General features: G+C 45.5%; 13 protein-coding genes. 4 read left to right on the top strand and 9 right to left on the bottom strand.

Features of this window, described 5'->3' with window-relative positions; genetic code table 11:
* Positions 1 to 133: 133 nt before the first annotated feature.
* Positions 134 to 1,513, bottom strand: a complete 1,380-nt coding sequence (locus N685_RS0105365; protein WP_031406484.1) for an ATP-binding protein — start codon at positions 1,511 to 1,513, stop codon at positions 134 to 136.
* Positions 1,514 to 1,696: 183 nt separating this feature from the next.
* Between N685_RS0105365 and N685_RS0105360 the strand changes: the two genes are divergently transcribed.
* Both N685_RS0105360 and manA read left to right on the top strand, forming a co-directional pair.
* Entirely contained in the window at positions 1,697 to 3,223 is a 1,527-nt protein-coding gene (locus N685_RS0105360) for an FAD-dependent oxidoreductase (RefSeq protein ID WP_031406482.1), read from the top strand.
* Between the two features lie 187 nt (positions 3,224 to 3,410).
* On the top strand, positions 3,411 to 4,397 hold the full coding sequence (manA, locus tag N685_RS0105355) for a mannose-6-phosphate isomerase, class I (RefSeq protein WP_031406480.1): 987 nt from the start codon (positions 3,411 to 3,413) through the stop codon (positions 4,395 to 4,397).
* 299 nt (positions 4,398 to 4,696) lie between these two features.
* On the opposite strand, the gene N685_RS0105350 is transcribed toward manA, so the two are convergent.
* Positions 4,697 to 5,851, bottom strand: a complete 1,155-nt coding sequence (locus tag N685_RS0105350; RefSeq protein ID WP_031406478.1) for a glycerate kinase — start codon at positions 5,849 to 5,851, stop codon at positions 4,697 to 4,699.
* A 693-nt stretch (positions 5,852 to 6,544) separates the two neighbouring features.
* On the opposite strand from N685_RS0105350, the gene N685_RS0105340 reads away from it, so the two are divergent.
* Positions 6,545 to 7,783 carry a GGDEF domain-containing protein gene (locus tag N685_RS0105340; RefSeq protein WP_031406474.1) on the top strand — a complete coding sequence of 413 codons (1,239 nt, stop codon included), beginning with the start codon at positions 6,545 to 6,547 and terminating at the stop codon, positions 7,781 to 7,783.
* A 123-nt stretch (positions 7,784 to 7,906) separates the two neighbouring features.
* Complete coding sequence (locus N685_RS0105335; RefSeq protein ID WP_031406472.1) at positions 7,907 to 9,232, top strand: MFS transporter; 1,326 nt, start codon at positions 7,907 to 7,909, stop codon at positions 9,230 to 9,232.
* Between the two features lie 321 nt (positions 9,233 to 9,553).
* Here the strand turns inward: N685_RS0105335 and N685_RS0105330 are convergent, their stop codons facing one another.
* The 7 genes from N685_RS0105330 to N685_RS0105300 form a co-directional block, all read right to left on the bottom strand.
* The gene (locus N685_RS0105330) at positions 9,554 to 10,270 is read right to left on the bottom strand and encodes a hypothetical protein (RefSeq protein ID WP_031406470.1); all 717 of its coding nucleotides are present in this window, start codon (positions 10,268 to 10,270) and stop codon (positions 9,554 to 9,556) included.
* Positions 10,271 to 10,482: 212 nt separating this feature from the next.
* The gene (locus N685_RS0105325; RefSeq protein ID WP_051870797.1) at positions 10,483 to 10,854 is read right to left on the bottom strand and encodes a hypothetical protein; all 372 of its coding nucleotides are present in this window, start codon (positions 10,852 to 10,854) and stop codon (positions 10,483 to 10,485) included.
* Between the two features lie 288 nt (positions 10,855 to 11,142).
* Positions 11,143 to 11,475 (bottom strand): hypothetical protein, encoded by a 333-nt coding sequence (locus N685_RS0105320; RefSeq protein WP_051870796.1) that lies wholly within the window; start codon positions 11,473 to 11,475, stop codon positions 11,143 to 11,145.
* 40 nt (positions 11,476 to 11,515) lie between these two features.
* Entirely contained in the window at positions 11,516 to 13,192 is a 1,677-nt protein-coding gene (locus N685_RS0105315) for a recombinase family protein (RefSeq protein WP_051870795.1), read from the bottom strand.
* Entirely contained in the window at positions 13,182 to 13,322 is a 141-nt protein-coding gene (locus N685_RS19485; protein ID WP_156961378.1) for a hypothetical protein, read from the bottom strand. The genes N685_RS0105315 and N685_RS19485 overlap by 11 nt, the downstream gene beginning before the upstream one ends.
* A 207-nt stretch (positions 13,323 to 13,529) precedes the next feature.
* Positions 13,530 to 15,338, bottom strand: a complete 1,809-nt coding sequence (locus tag N685_RS0105305; RefSeq protein ID WP_031406462.1) for a DUF927 domain-containing protein — start codon at positions 15,336 to 15,338, stop codon at positions 13,530 to 13,532.
* The gene (locus N685_RS0105300; protein ID WP_051870794.1) at positions 15,329 to 15,841 is read right to left on the bottom strand and encodes a hypothetical protein; all 513 of its coding nucleotides are present in this window, start codon (positions 15,839 to 15,841) and stop codon (positions 15,329 to 15,331) included. The genes N685_RS0105305 and N685_RS0105300 overlap by 10 nt, the downstream gene beginning before the upstream one ends.
* Positions 15,842 to 15,899 lie beyond the last annotated feature (58 nt).

Genomic DNA, 15,899 nt, shown 5'->3' with positions numbered 1-15,899 from the left:
TTGCGGGACACCCTCTTTGGCATAAAACCATCACGAAAGAAACAAAAAGCAGGACATGTGCGATCGCAGACACCATCCTCCCGACCGTTGTATTTCCGTTTGGATCATGATCCGCTTTCACCCTCCAACCTTTTCATTCATCGGCCGCCATATAGGCTTGGCGCGGATGATTGGGCTGATCCGGGTACTTTAAGCGGATTTTTCCTTCCTCTAATAACTTTCCTAAATAATTGTTGCGCAATCCATCCGGCGTCCGTTCGAGCAGCTCCGCTAGCTCTTTCAGACGCAGCGGCCGCTCGCGGCATAACCGAACGATCAATTGTTCCATGACCGCTGGAGCCAACCGTTTTTTTCGCCTTGCTAATTCTGCCATCTTCCATAGCCGTTCTTCAATGATTTCTTCTTTTTCGTTGCTGTCATGCATACGGATGTCGTTGTTTACGGAGTTAGACAAGTTATTTACGGACTCCGAGTTTTTATTTACGAAGTTCGACAGTTCATTTACGGAGTTCAGGCCTTTTTTTACGGAGTCCGAGCCGCTGTTTACGGAGTTTTTGTCCTTATTTCTGTAGTTCGGTTTCTTATTAACAGAGTTTTTGTTCGTATTTACGGAGTTTGGTTCGTTAGTTACGAAGCTCTCGGTTTCCTGTCCGCTGTCCGGATCCAGCCATTCGGGTTCCAGCTGTTCCATCTGTCCATCCGGTTCTGTTTCCATTGTTGCGCTAATTTCAGCTGGAAATAACAGCGGACACAACACAACGATGGTACGGTCCGGATTCGTTTGTTGCGAGATATCAACCGGACAGACAAGCGCCTGTTCTTGCATATCACGCATTCGCTTAAGGCCCGATCCCGCGCGTTTGCATACGTCGATCAGCAAAAACATTTTAAAAATATTCGGATTGCGCAAATTGCTCGTATGCCCTGCCATGGCCGCTTCAATCGGGATACGGAACCGTCCCGGGTTGGCAAAGCGAAATGAGCTATCCTCCTTTTCGACGGTGATGCCGCCTTCCTCTCCGTAGTCGGCGTGCACAAGCGCGTTGACGAGCGCCTCTCCAAGCAGAGCCCTCCCTTCATTCGCCCAAACGTGACGCTCCAGCTCAGCAAGCACTCGAAAATAAAAATCGTAAATGTTGCCGGACCATGTGCCGTCTTGCGACGTGAACCGCTTCATCCATCCTGCCGCTTCACTGTCAGCGTGCTCTCGATATTCCAAAAAGTATTGCGGCAACACCTCAGTGATGATCCGCTCCTCACTGAACATCAACAATCCCGCGAGCGTCAGCCCTTCTTTGCTGCTGTCGCGCAGCTTGCCCCACGCGCCGATTTTGTACAAAAATTCTTTTGTCTCGAGCCCGTTCCACGGATGGCCCGGTTTCACTCGAGCAAACCGCTCGCGGTAATGGCTGACCGTCTCAAAATTGAGTTCACTTAAACTGTAATGCTCTAAAATCAGGCTGTCTGCCAGCGCATGGGGGCGTTCATGAAACGAATTTGTATATTTATTCACTCCCGATCTTCCTTTGACATTATTTTTGCAAAACAGTTTGATTCTCTTTTTCTATTGTACCATCTTTCCTTCTCCTTGCGGATGGTTGCCAAAAAAAGAAAACCGTTGTGGATATGTGGAATAGTTTATCTTGCAAAAGGAAAACTACAGAAGACAACATTGACATGCAAGGAGGAGGTAATCATGTCGTCCCTTCCTTCCATCGTAGAGCCTTACTGGCGCGACTCCGTTTCGCTTCCATCATTTCCGAAGCTTGATGCAGACATTTCCGTCGACGTCGCGATCATCGGCGGAGGCATTTCCGGGATTACAACGGCCTATTTGCTGTCGGCGCAAGGGGCGCGCGTCGCCCTTCTGGAAGCCGATCGGCTTCTAAACGGCACGACCGGCCACACGACAGCAAAAATCACCGCCCAACACGATCTCGTTTACGATGAGTTTCTCAATCATTTTGGCGCAGAAAAGGCGCGGCTCTATTATGACGCCTGCATGGACGCACTCCAGTTTATCCGCCGCACGATCGAAGAACAACAAATCGACTGCGACTTTTGCGAGCAAGATGCCTATATTTATACGACATCTTCCTCCTCTTTCCAAAAAATTGTAAAAGAATGGGAAGCCTACGAACGGCTTGGCATTGACGGCGCCTTCGTTGAGTCGATCCCGCTCCCGCTGTCGGTGGCGGCAGCAGTCGTGATGAAGCGGCAGGCACAGTTCCACCCGCTCAAATATTTAGCCAAGCTCGTTGATTCGATTACACAGGCTGGCGGCGCCATTTACGAACACACACCAGCGGCGGATATTGAACAAGGGAAAAGGATGACGGTCATTACGCGAGACAAAAAACAGGTTGAGTGCGACCATGTCGCCGTCTGTTCTCACTTTCCGTTTTACGACGGCGGATTTTACTTTTCGCGCATGTACGCCGAACGGTCGTACGTATTGGGAGTGACGATCGCTGAACCGTACCCGGGCGGCATGTATTTAAGCGCCGATGAACCCAAACGCTCGATCCGCTCCGCAGCGGCAGGCGGCGAGACGCTCATCTTGATCGGCGGCGAAAACCATAAAACCGGCCAAGGCGTGCCGACGATGCGTCATTACGAGGCGCTGTCCTCGTTCGCTTCGCAGCTGTTTACGGTGAGCGACATCCGTTACCGTTGGTCCGCCCAAGATTTGACGACACTGGACAAAGTGCCATACATCGGCCGAATGACGGCAGGGACGCCAAACATTTATGTCGCGACAGGATACCGGAAGTGGGGGATGACGAACGGGACGGTCGCCGGAATGCTTTTGTCTGACCTCATCCTCGAACGCGACAACCGATACCGAGACTTGTACTCCCCCTCGCGCTTTTACGCTGATCCAAGCATGAAGCAGTTTTTCACGACAAACCTTGACGTCGCCAAACATTTGCTGGAGGGAAAGATCGAACCGGTTGTCCGCCGGCCGCAAGATTTGGCGCGCGGCGAAGGGGCGGTTGTCTCGGTCAACGGAAAGCGGGCTGGCGCCTATAAGGACGAGGCCGGGGTGCTCCATGTCGTCGACACGACGTGCACCCATATGGGGTGCGAGCTGGAGTGGAACAGCGGCGACCGGACATGGGACTGCCCTTGTCATGGCTCGCGTTTCTCCATCGATGGCGACGTCGTCGAAGGGCCGGCGAAACAGCCGCTCGCACGCATTGAACTTGAGGACGCGACATGAAGCTAGCACATAGGCGATGCCAACGGAACATCGTCGCGATTAACAAGCCGGATCTTGAGTTTCTACAGGGTTAGGAACATATGCTCCTAACCCTTTATTGTTTTCATTTGCCGCCGGCGCATTTCATGGTAAGATGAACAGTAGAGACCGATTGCATGGTGCACGATGTGTTCAGGAGGGATGACGCATGGACTTTGAACCAATTTTTCTCACTCCTGTCTTTCAAGAACGGATTTGGGGCGGCACGAAGCTCGCCGAACGATTCGGCTACGACATTCCGTCTTCGCAAACCGGAGAATGTTGGGCCGTATCCGCCCATCCCCACGGGCAAACAGTTGTCGCGCGCGGACCATTTGCGGGGATGACACTCGGACAATTATGGGAGGAACGCCGCGATTTGTTCGGCCACTTCCCGTCTGACCGCTTCCCACTGTTGACGAAAATTTTAGACGCCAACGCCGACTTGTCAGTCCAGGTCCACCCGGACGATGAATATGCGAAAATGCATGAAGGCGGGGAGCTCGGCAAAACGGAGTGCTGGTACATCATCGACTGCAAGCCGGGCGCTCAGCTCATTTACGGCCACTATGCAGAAACGAAAGAGCAGCTGCGCGCGATGATGGAGGCGGGGGAATGGGATCGTTTACTTCGGAAAGTGTCGATCCGCCCCGGCGACTTCTTCTATGTCCCGAGCGGCACGATCCACGCCCTTTGCGAAGGGACCCTCGTCCTTGAGACGCAGCAAAGCTCGGATACGACCTACCGCGTCTACGACTACGACCGCGTCGACAGCCAAGGGCGGAAGCGGGAGCTCCATCTAGAAAAAGCGATTGACGTCACAACCGTCCCGCACCGCGACATCGATGTCCGCCCTCATGTCGCCGAATTTCCGAGTGCGACGGTGACAACCTTCGTGGAAGGCGACTACTTCGGCGTCCAAAAATGGGACGTCCATGATGCGTTCACGTCAGAACAGACGAAACCGTTTCTTATTGTCAGCATCCTGAAAGGTGAAGGTGAACTCGTTCATAATGAGCGAGTATACGCGATCCGCCAAGGCGACCACTTTATTTTGCCGCACCGATTCGGCCGCTTCACGATCCACGGTGCGCTTGAAGCGATCGCTTCATGGCCGCGGGCAGGCAAACAAACGGCTGACCTCCTCAGCCAATGAGTCACAACATACAAAAAAGGAGGAGCTGACCCAAACATCCGCTAAAACGCCGACGTTTGGAGTCAGCTCCTCTTTGTTTTTACCTAATTTGGCTAAATAAAAGGAGATTCCGCCTTTATTCCTTCCCTGATTGATGCCACTAGGGACGATGGTTTGTCCTTAGCGGCTTTTTTGAGGAGGTTGTGGGCAGCACAAATCAGCACCTTTGTCTATTGCCGACCCAAGAAGGGAAGGCTGAAGAGAACATGCCGATCAACAATAGGATTTCACCCATGGAGAAATCCCTTCATCTTCCCCGCTTAAGAGGAAGATGTCCCTTTCATTTGACCGAGACGATACACAGAAGCAATATGCCGCGCCGTTTGTGCCACATAATGTTCTGCCTGCTCCAGCGCTTTTTCCAATGACACAACGCCTGGAACGATCGTAAACAGCGCGTCGATGCCATGCTCCAGCACGACAGCGCTGTGGTCGCCCAACGATCCGGCGATGCCGATGACCGGAACACCGAACTGTTTCGCTGTCTTAGCGACGCCGATCGGCGTTTTGCCGAACACCGTCTGTTCATCGATCCGCCCTTCGCCGGTGATGACCAAGTCAGCGTCTTTGACGCGCTCTGCGAGCTGAACCGTCTCGATTACAATCTCGACGCCGCGCTTCAACTTGACCGGAAGAAACGCGAGCAGCCCTGCTCCCAAACCGCCCGCCGCACCAGCGCCGGGAATGTCGCCGACTTGTTTGCCGAGTTCGCGGCGGATGACGTCAGCGTAATGCGCCAAATTCCGGTCGAGAACCGCAATCATGTCCGGCGTCGCCCCTTTTTGCGGACCGAAAATGGCCGACGCCCCGTTCGTCCCGGTGAGCGGGTTGTCGACGTCGCATGCCACGTCAATGCGAACTGACGCAAGGCGTGGATCGAGTCCGGAAAGGTCAATCGCATGCAAATCGGCCAGCGCGCCGCCGCCCGGACCGATGTCGCGGCCGTCTCGATCCAGAAGCCGCCCCCCGAGCGCCTGCACCATGCCGGCCCCACCGTCGTTCGTCGCGCTGCCGCCGATACCGATGATGAGATGGGTGGCGCCTGCATCCAGCGCTGCAAGGATCAACTCCCCTGTCCCTCGCGTCGTTGTCACCAACGGGTTGCGCCGGTCGCGCGGGACAAGGTGTAGCCCTGAGGCGGCAGCCATCTCAATCACCGCCGTCTTTCCATCACCAAGCAAGCCAAAAAACGCCCGCACCGGCTCTCCGAGCGGCCCGGTCACTTCTGTTTCGACGATGCAGCCGCCGGTCGCGTCAACGAGCGACCGCACCGTTCCTTCCCCGCCATCGGCCATCGGCACTTTGATGTATTCCGCATCTGGAAACACTTCGCGAAATCCACGCTCGACCGCCTTGGCGACTTCGAGCGCAGACAGACTTTCTTTGAATGAATCAGGGGCTATGACAATTCTCATTCTTTTTCCCTCCTCTTTTATCCCTATCCAAACCTTGGAAACGAAAAGTCATCGGAAACGCCCGTCTTGGCATAAAAGATGACAGCAGCCTCCACTATCATGTTGTTCGCCAACCGAAGCGCTACTTCCTCTGAGCGCAAACAAATCGCCAACATACTATTGCAACGAACAAGCCATGGCTGACCGAACGACCCTAGCCGCCATAAGCGGGAAAAAGAGCAGCTCCAAACAACTCGGCTGCCGCAATCGTATTCGGATTCGGCAATACGATATTTCCACCCTTTCCATCGCCGACAACGCTGCAATCGCGCTAGCTGTACTGGAACAATCAACAATGATTGATCTGCTTCCTGTTTCATTCAACGAAACAAGCACGATCCAGCTGAATTGAGCCAGCTTTCACTCAATATATGTCAAATTTTGTGGAAAAAAGACGAAAAACAATGCCATTTCGTCTATTTTCACAATTGTGTATATAGTACTATAATAGATGTAACCATATGTTCGTTTGTTCCAATTGGGAACATCTTGATTCTATAAAAAGACAGTTTCCAAATTCACTGTTCGCCATCGCCTGCTATAGTCCGTATTTTGGCTGAAAACCACTGGCATGTGAGTGGTCTTCCTCTTTTTGGAACCACTCCATCAACGCCAAAGTTGTCAGAGGTCAGATTTATAGGAGAGAGAGCTGTGATGTTACTCCGGGCACGACCGATCATTTTTGCCGTTTTTTCCGCGTCCATTGCTGTTGTGTTTGTGTCAAAGCCGCCTTCCTTCGATCGCACCTATGTCATCGCCTTGCTGTTTTACTGGCTGTTTTCCAGCTTGTATTCACACTTGCGCGTCATCGACAAAACAAAAAACAATATTCCCGTTGATTACGGCATTAACTACAGTTTATCGTTCGCCTTATTTGCCGGCCCGTTCGGGCTGTTTATCTTTGAAGCGTTGTTTCGCTTGACTGAACATATGGCAAAAAAATATTTGAAAACAGCGGAACCCGATGAATGGCTGCACACATTATACAACATTGGTGCGTTTGTGACGTTCAATTCGCTCGCGTTTGCCTTATACGATCTCCTTGGTCCGCTGTTTCAGCCTATTCCAGTCATCGGCTTCTGGTTGCTTTTATTCCTGCTCGTCATCGTCGTTTCCTTTTTGACTGACTGTTGCCTGATCATCATTTTTTATATAACCGGCGACATCCAGACAAAGCACGAGGCATTGGATTTTATTAAGACGAGAAGCTGGACGGACATGGGAAAAACGGCGCTGACAAACGGTCTGTTATTTCTCTTTTTGCAAGAACAGCGGTGGGATATGCTTTTAAGCTTATTTTTGCTGAATTACTTCGTCAGCCGCTCGTTCTTTTCCAAATCACAAAGCATTCGGCATAAACTAGAACGCGACCACTTCGAAAAAATGGCCTACACCGACTTTCTGACCGGCGTTCATAACCGCGCCTATATGGACCAAACGATCGCCAAGCTAAACGGATCAGGTGAATGGATCGGCGTCGTCGTCGCTGATATCGACAATTTTAAAATGATCAACGATACGTATAACCATGCCGTCGGCGACGAAGTGATCCGCCATTTCGCCTCAACCTTGAAACAATTTCTCAAAGAGGGCGATTTTTTGTTTCGCAGCGGCGGCGAAGAATTTACGATGTTTTTGCGTCATCGCACGTTTGAAGAGAGCGTCCAGCTTGTCGAGGAGATTCGAGAAGCAGTGCGCCATAGCACGGTGTTGATCGAGTACATGGCGGTGAAATGTCCCATTTCCTATACATCGTCCTTTGGTCTTTACTTTTTCCAAGCAGAGGGGACCATGTCGATCGAAAAAGCGTACATTTATGCTGATCATTTATTGCTTCGTTCGAAAGAAAGCGGCAAAAATAAAGTATCGGCCCAATGCGGGGGAGCTGCATAAATTAGGCGGCTCTCCTTAACTTTTCCCTAGCATCCCTTTTTCTGGGAGGATTTGATAGCGAAGACGTCGAATAACAATTTATAACTGAAATGTGGAATTCTACACAGCCAAGGAGGATGAAACATGAGGCAAACTACTGACTATCATGCATCCAGACGCATTACCGCAAACATTTTTAAAGGATCGTTAGGAAATCTGATTGAATGGTATGACTGGTACGTTTATTCTGCTTTTGCCGTCTATTTTTCATCTGAGTTTTTTCCTGAAGGGAACATGACCGTTCAACTGCTAAACACAGCTGGCATTTTTGCGATTGGGTTTCTGATGAGACCGCTGGGCAGTTGGGTTATGGGACGGTATGCAGATCGGCATGGACGCCGGGCTGCCTTGACACTTTCCGTTATGATTATGGCTCTCGGTTCCCTTGTGATTGCTTGTACACCTGGATACAGTAGCATTGGCATGTTGGCCCCCGTTATCCTAGTCCTAGCCCGGCTGATTCAAGGAATATCACTAGGAGGAGAATATGGAACTTCCGCTACTTATTTGTCCGAAATGGCTACTAGCGGACGTCGGGGATTCTATTCTAGTTTTCAATATGTAACGCTTGTATCGGGCCAATTGGTAGCCCTTGGCGTTCAAATTATTCTTCAACAAATATTGAATGAAAGACAAATGGCTTCTTGGGGATGGCGCATTCCTTTTGCCATCGGAGCCATCGGCGCGCTGATCGTATTATGGCTACGCCGTTCAATGGACGAGTCTGAGCAATACTCAGAAATGCACACAGAAACACGTAAACATGCAGGCACCCTCAAATTGTTGATGAAATATCCAAAAGCCGTCCTGACCGTTGTTGGCCTCACACTGGGGGGCACTGTCGCGTTCTATACCTATACAACTTATCTGCAAAAATTTATGGTCAATTCAGTAGGGATCGACAAAGAAACCGTCAGCTGGATCAATTTTATTGCTCTATTGGTTTTTGTTGTTCTCCAACCGTTTGCCGGAATGCTGTCCGATCGAATCGGCCGCAAACCACTTTTAATTAGCTTTGGCATCCTTGGGGCACTGCTAACTGTACCGATCTTTGTATTCATGAAACAAACACCCAATCCGTTCATCGCCTTCTTGCTCATGATGGGGGGACTTGTCATTGTCACCGGATATACTTCCATTAATGCCATTGTCAAAGCAGAATTATTCCCGACAGAAATACGTGCGCTCGGTGTAGGGTTTCCTTATTCGCTGACTGTCGCCATCTTTGGCGGAACAACTGAATTTGTCGCTCTATGGCTGAAGAATGCGGGCATTGAATCAGCATTTTTTTACTATGTTGCTGGCTGCATCGCTATTAGCTTGATCACCTATTTCGTCATGAGTGAATCATCTAAAAATTCCTTAATCGAAAAAGATTTCCATAAAAAAAATGAGGCCGCTTCATCCTGACACAAACAATGATGGATGAAGGATAGCCGTTGTGCTGCATTGGCGCAACGGCTATTTGAACCAAATGTCTCAACTTGATCTCCCGTATTCAACAGTAATGAATAAATCTGTGATCAAACGTCTTCTCTCCATCATGAAACTAAGAAATAGAAAACCTCATTTACTTATGATACGGCTCTCCGTAACATATCTAAATGAGGTTATTATATTTCTATAATAACTTGTAAAGACAATAAATCTTCGCCATATAATCGATACCTATTGAAATAATTACATATCATTCCCTCTTTACTGAGATATGCAAAAACTCTCTAACAAACACTATAGATTATTATTTCTTACATAATTCCAAATTTGATAATCCAATAAACGGGGAGTCATGTTTGGGTATTTTTCCGCAAGTATCTTAGAGGTTGCCTGCAAAAGAGTTTGTGCTTCATCTAGCTTTACCTTTCTTTGGAGCACTCTTTCAAGAAAACGAATTATCATTCTGTCAGGTTTAATCCAATTATCCTCTCCTGCTAGCATGTAAAAGTAAACAAGCGAAATACCGCTTTTTTGACCAGGTATTGATTTTATCTCTTCCTCGAATTGCTCATTGCCATATAGTTTTTTAACATCCTGTAAATAATTTACACCGTACTTATTGAGTACCTTACAAAACCTATAAACCGCTTCAGCTTTTAGTATTCCGTTTCTAGTGGATGTTCTTTGTCTGTTTTTAAACACTGTATGGACAAATTCCTCTAATCCTAATTCATCAAAAGAACGTAAAAAATGCTCCACTGACTGTTGCTCTGAGGGGGTTGGATAATCGGGCTCTAATCGGTATGGATGTAATCCAAAGTATTCACAATATCTCTTTACGGTATTTTTGACCCCTTCATATCTAACTCCTATTGAAAAAACTGAATCAATTACACACAGAGGTACACTTGTATAATAATATTCATCAGGAAGCTTTGCTTTTTCTAGGTCTAATACTTCCTGACAAAATTCAGCTATTTTCACTTCGTCTTTGTTCAGTAAATCTCTCATCTATTCTCATCCTTTCTTACACATTTAATTAAGTATGAATCATATCAATTGTAACAATATTCCTTTTGTGTTAGGTACATAAAAATTACCACATAGGTATCTAAAGCCTAGAGAGAGTATCGTATGAGCATTATTATGTTCTCCTATGCGTGACATCTTTCCAAAAACAACCTTAACCTAATTAATATATAATTAATATATTTTGTAGTTCTTTAGTCTAAACATCCGCCTTCCAATTCTCTCAAACTTTTCTCTATTTGTCTCCCAAAAATCCCTGCAATACAGTAGTAAAGCTGAATATCATCTGACCTTCTGACTCCGATTCTGTAGACACTCAAAGACTCTAGCTCAATTCTTTCGACAAACTCTATGTCTAATCGTTCTTCTAACAACCGTTGAATTTCTCGTTTCTCTTGTAAAATAATCATACACTGTTGAGCTTCCAAGCTGAATTCCTCTAAATTTTCACCATTGCTAAGATACTCATAGAGACCTATAAATTCTTCTTCGAGGTAATCGACCATTTTTACTGGCAGTTTTGGTCGTAACTTATAAACATCTTGAACTATAGAAATTATTTCCAAGTTCCCTTCCTCCGTATCAATTTTTCAGATTATCTACTGCTATGCAGATGAGAAACCCCAATATCGTCCCTAATGCAAAATACCTCATCCTCTTTACCTCCTTTCATGTTTATACATTTCCCTTTTGATAAAACTATAAATAGCTATTCCAAACATCATTCCAGACTTAAATAGTTCTATTGGTGACAATTTCAACACCTCCTTTCATATCTGGTATAAAGTAAAAAGAGAAATCATCTTCATCGGGCAATACCTTTTCTCCCTTATAATCGAATTGCAAACTCGCTATTAATTTTTACCGTCACCTTTATTCCTCATGGAATAATCATCTTGGTTTATTAAACTAATAGAATGAACTAAACAGTCGTTGCATAATAAACCGATAGATATATTTTTCTTTCCATCTTCATCCTGTAAAAGGTAAATCAATGTTGATTTATCATTTTCATAAAAGAAAACATAGCATTTTAATATTTCCATATTTTGCGGAACTTGAGCCTTTATTTGTTGATTAATTAAATCATCCTTCTGTATTAGCATCACATCGACTAACCAATCCTCATTAGTCAGATGAGGTTGATACCCTTTGAGATAGTCCCAAAATACATCAATGATTTTCATATATATTCACTCCCTAGAGATTTACTTGTCTTTCTCAGCATTAGAGGTCAAAATAAATAGAAAAAGGAGAAGATAAGTCATCTTCATCGGATGATTTACCTTCTCCTTTATTAGCAAAATATCTAACCACTTCATTATTCAATTGGATTTGAATTGTTTCGATTTTCTTATTCTCAGCAATAGTAATTTTATTAATAAGTAGGTGCAGAAGCCGTTTCCTTTGTTCAGCGGTGATGCACTCTTTGTAGCAACTCATAAAATTCTGCATGACTTCCTTAACCATTTGGAATGATACTTCCTTCTTGTCAACCTGCCCTAGTTGCTGTTCGAGTGGAGCTATTCGTTCATCGAGTAGTTTCTTTTCGTCATTAAGCTTTGCCAAGCGTTCCATTAATTCCCCTTTGCCCAACACTCCATCTTCATACAATCCTAACACCTTGTCTTTTTTGGATTGAATCGCCTCGATGGCTTTCTTCAAAGCTGCATATTCCTTTTGGAGCGGTTCTGTTACGCTTCGGTAACCTTGATTAATCTTTTCGACAATCTCCTTTATAAGATTATCATTGTTAGCAAACATCGCTACCTTGTTCAGTACATAATTGTCTGCATATTCCGTGCGAATGCCGTTGGAGCGGCAAACAGCCGTCCCCTTGTTCTTCCAAGCGCCACAGACGTAATATTCTAGAACCCGCTTTGTTCCATCCTTATTGCGATTGGTTGTCCGACCAAGGACCATCCCTGCTCCACAAGAAGGGCACTTCAAAAGACCAGTAAGAGGGTATTCCCCGCTGTGAATACGATTAGGCTTCCCGCTCCGATTTCTCATGATAGTTTGAGCCTTCTCCCATACTTCCTCGCTGATAATCGGTGTATGCTGACCTTTCACAATGACTGGATTGGGGTTGATGTTATTTCGCCGTTTTTCACTCCAGTCTACCCTTACGTTATAACGAATATAGCCAACGTAGATGGGGTTTGTGAGAATTGTTTTGATAGCGTTAATGGAAAAGAAGTTATTTTTCTTTGTTCGATGCCCCTCTTTGTTGAGCTTATTAGCAATTGATTTGTAGCCGTTCCCTTCAATATAGAGTTGAAAAATACGTCTTACTGTTTGGGCTTCTTTTTCATTCACTACGAGCATAGTAGACTTCTTCTTTCGGTTTTCACTAGGAATTTCTACTGTATCATAGCCCAGCACTTGCCCTCCATTCCATGCTCCTTCTTTTGCTCTTGCCAGCATTCCCATTTTCACATTCTCGGCTATGTTGGCTCTCTCAAACTCTGCAATGGCAGCCATTATGTTAAAATGAAGCTGTCCTGATGCCGTTTCTGTCTCATGGTTTTCGGAATAAGACTTAAAAGCTATATTTTTTTGCTTCAATAGGTTAACGATTTTCAATAAGTCTAAGATGTTTCTTGACAAGCGGTTCGTTTTCCATACTAGGACCATGTCAAACGCTTTCTGTTTGGCATCGTTCAGTAGTTGTTGGAGAGCTGGTCTTCCTTGAATGGATTTTCCGCTAATCCCCCTGTCGACATACTCACGGTATACCTCATAACCCTGGCGCTCACACCATTGCCTCAATATACGGATTTGCTCGTCAATACTGTATCCTTCCTCTGCTTGCTCAGTGGTTGAAACACGAGCATACAAGGCAACCCTCTTACGTTCTTGAAAGTCTTGTTGTTCAGTCAGAGTCATGATGTTAGTCTGCATGTGTACCTTCCTCCTTGCTCTCAACTGGTGGTAGTTTATCCTCATTTTTCGCTAGATAGTTGATTACCATGTCAGCTAAAATATCAATGATAATGCTACATTGATAATCTGTTGATGTTCCATCCACCACGTTGAATTCCTCCTCCTGAACCGTACAGATGAATAATATATATTTTCATTTCAAATTCCCCCTCTCCCCCTGTTCCCCCACATCAGTTTTAGTGAAACGATAAAATAGGTTGATTTAATATTTCAGGAATATGCTCCACCCAGTATTAAACATTTCATCAGAATATACAGGGGGAGAAGGGAGAGAGGGGGAGGAGATGGAAATATTCTAGTCCAGTAAACCCTTAAAAATATTTTCCTCATAGACTATGCAGTACGTGTAATCTCCCTTGTCAGAGTACCCACTCTTCCCAAGCATCTTTTCTCGCAGTTGAACCTCGTCTTTAGAAAAGATGACTTTTCTTTTCTGGTTCTTGTCTTTATCATGTTGAAGTACCCCCATTTTCTTCAATTCATCAATGAGTGTTCTTTGGTCCGTATAATTATACTCCTGCATTATCCGTTGGAATATCTGAGGGAGTATAAAGCAGAGCGTTCTATCCTCGCTTACTTCAATACGCCCCCAGATTTCTTGGTAGTTTGATACAGGTTGGTTCGGTATCTTGAAATTTTTTCGATACTGGATGATAAATTGCTTGATTTGTTGGTAAAATTTCGGTCCAGGCTCTCTCTCATTTATTGATGATTTTTCCTGTTCAACCAACATCTCAACAATTTTGTCACCGCACAGTTCGATACCGAACGTTTCTTCAAAAATCTCTGCGGCTGTTAAAATGAGTGAAAATTTCCCGGCGATACGGTCTAAAAGTCGACTTTCCGGCAATATAGTCTTAAAGTATTCTTTATTGCCTTTCAGCATTTCACTAATTTTTTCTGGCCCGTACTCAATCATTTTTTTGGCAATCATGGGAGCTACATGACCGTAATGATGAATAAGACCTTCTTTCAATCTTTCAGCATTCTCCGCACTTCGAGTCCAGTTAATACCTGAAAACTCAAACAATCTTACTCGCAATCCTTCGTTTTGATTGAGCTTGTGGATAATAGAATTCTCACCAGTGGATATCACCGTTGTGCCCCAAGTTCCCACCTGTTTCAGTTCAGATTCCTTATTTAGCCTCAAACGCCCCCGATTCTGCGCTAATTCATACTGAAAAGAACTGAGCGAATGAGCATCCATTTGATTCATCGAAAATTCATCGAAAACAATCGGAACACCATAATTTCCCTCTATGAGGCGAGACATCGCATTTTTAGTACCGTTGTACGTTTGAATCAGCCCTTTGCCGTTTACACCAGGATAGCCTGCAACCGAAACTGCTAACATTGCAGCGGTTGTTTTTCCGGTAGTAGCCCTCCCAGCCAAATGAACGAGAAGGGTGTCTATATCCGCAATACCAAAGCGATTTGCAAACCCAACAATCAGAGCAGATAGACCAACACAAAACATGAACTCTAAAGGCGCATAACCCTTGACTTCTTTCAAAAATAGGTTCATATAGTCATTAATACTACCTTTAGGCTGTATGTTAAATTCTCCGGCATATGTTGACTGAACAGGCTTTCGGGAATTTCCAATCAAATGATGATGCTTGTACATCATCTCTCCGTTTAATAACTCCCAGCCGAGACCTGTATGCACATTCATCGGAGTAAACTCTTTTTCTTGCTTGCTTAAGAAACTTAGCACATAAGTGGCGTGACTATCCTGAATGATGTCCATTCCTTTGGAAGCCAACTTTTTTAAGTCTCGCTTGTTAAGTTCTCCGCGGTTTATCTCGATGACTTCCCATTTGTCGTACGCCCAGAAGGCAAGTTCGATAGTGATATCCTTGTTTTCTATGTTTCTGGTGATTTGTTTGATTTTCGCTGCTTTGCAGACGTGAATGTACTCGTTTCGCTTGTCGTCCCATACAAGTAAGTCGTTTCCCTGTATTTTATAGGGGAAGATTGTAATATCCTCGGAAGGTTCCGAAGATATTACATGGCTTTCGCTTGCTGGTTTCATCATTGCAAACTCATTAAGCTGTTTTTTCTCACCCGACAATACAGGGCGCTTTACTTTTTTTACAGCCATGAACTTTCCCACCAATACCCTGAACTGAAATCAACAATTTCAATTGGTCTGTTGGAACCAAAACACTCCGCGTTAAATTCGGGGAAAAAGTTAATGTCCTTATGGGTAGCATAGTCTACAGGGTCTCCCGGGTCATCATCAAAGCACCCAATCAGAATTTCCAAGCCTTTCACGTGACAGTTATCGAGAAACTTAGCAAATTGAAGCACTAGACCAGCATATTGTCCTATGTTCATTACCATCTGAATACCACGAGGGTACCAATCAATGACAATCTTATCGTCCCAAATAAAAATGACGTTTGGGCGAACAGATAACTTGGACAACTTCCTATAAAGATATCGAAAGTATCTATCAAGCCTGTTCGCGGACCAGTTTTTATCGAGTTTAACGTAAGCCGCTAATCGATAAATTGGATGCACTCCATCGTAGTGGTCTTCACTTACATAACCAGGTTCTAAAACCTTTAATGCTGTTTGAATGTTTGTTGTCATATCTATCATTGTCCATTCCTCCTTAGTATGTGATTGCTTTGCATAGTCTAATTTATAAAAATGCGGC

Origin of the sequence: Geobacillus vulcani PSS1 (genome assembly GCF_000733845.1) — a bacterium.
Lineage (GTDB): Bacteria > Bacillota > Bacilli > Bacillales > Anoxybacillaceae > Geobacillus > Geobacillus vulcani.
This window is presented reverse-complemented; position numbering and strand designations above follow the sequence as displayed.

Bases quoted from the DNA above. Each gene is read 5' to 3' on its own strand.
- N685_RS0105360 (WP_031406482.1), top strand. From the start codon at position 1,697: ATGTCGTCCCTTCCTTCCATCGTAGAGCCTTACTGGCGCGACTCCGTT.
- manA (WP_031406480.1), top strand. From the start codon at position 3,411: ATGGACTTTGAACCAATTTTTCTCACTCCTGTCTTTCAAGAACGGATT.
- N685_RS0105350 (WP_031406478.1), bottom strand. From the start codon at position 5,851: ATGAGAATTGTCATAGCCCCTGATTCATTCAAAGAAAGTCTGTCTGCG.
- N685_RS0105340 (WP_031406474.1), top strand. From the start codon at position 6,545: ATGTTACTCCGGGCACGACCGATCATTTTTGCCGTTTTTTCCGCGTCC.
- N685_RS0105335 (WP_031406472.1), top strand. From the start codon at position 7,907: ATGAGGCAAACTACTGACTATCATGCATCCAGACGCATTACCGCAAAC.
- N685_RS0105330 (WP_031406470.1), bottom strand. From the start codon at position 10,270: ATGAGAGATTTACTGAACAAAGACGAAGTGAAAATAGCTGAATTTTGT.
- N685_RS0105320 (WP_051870796.1), bottom strand. From the start codon at position 11,475: ATGAAAATCATTGATGTATTTTGGGACTATCTCAAAGGGTATCAACCT.
- N685_RS0105315 (WP_051870795.1), bottom strand. From the start codon at position 13,192: ATGCAGACTAACATCATGACTCTGACTGAACAACAAGACTTTCAAGAA.
- N685_RS0105305 (WP_031406462.1), bottom strand. From the start codon at position 15,338: ATGGCTGTAAAAAAAGTAAAGCGCCCTGTATTGTCGGGTGAGAAAAAA.
- N685_RS0105300 (WP_051870794.1), bottom strand. From the start codon at position 15,841: ATGATAGATATGACAACAAACATTCAAACAGCATTAAAGGTTTTAGAA.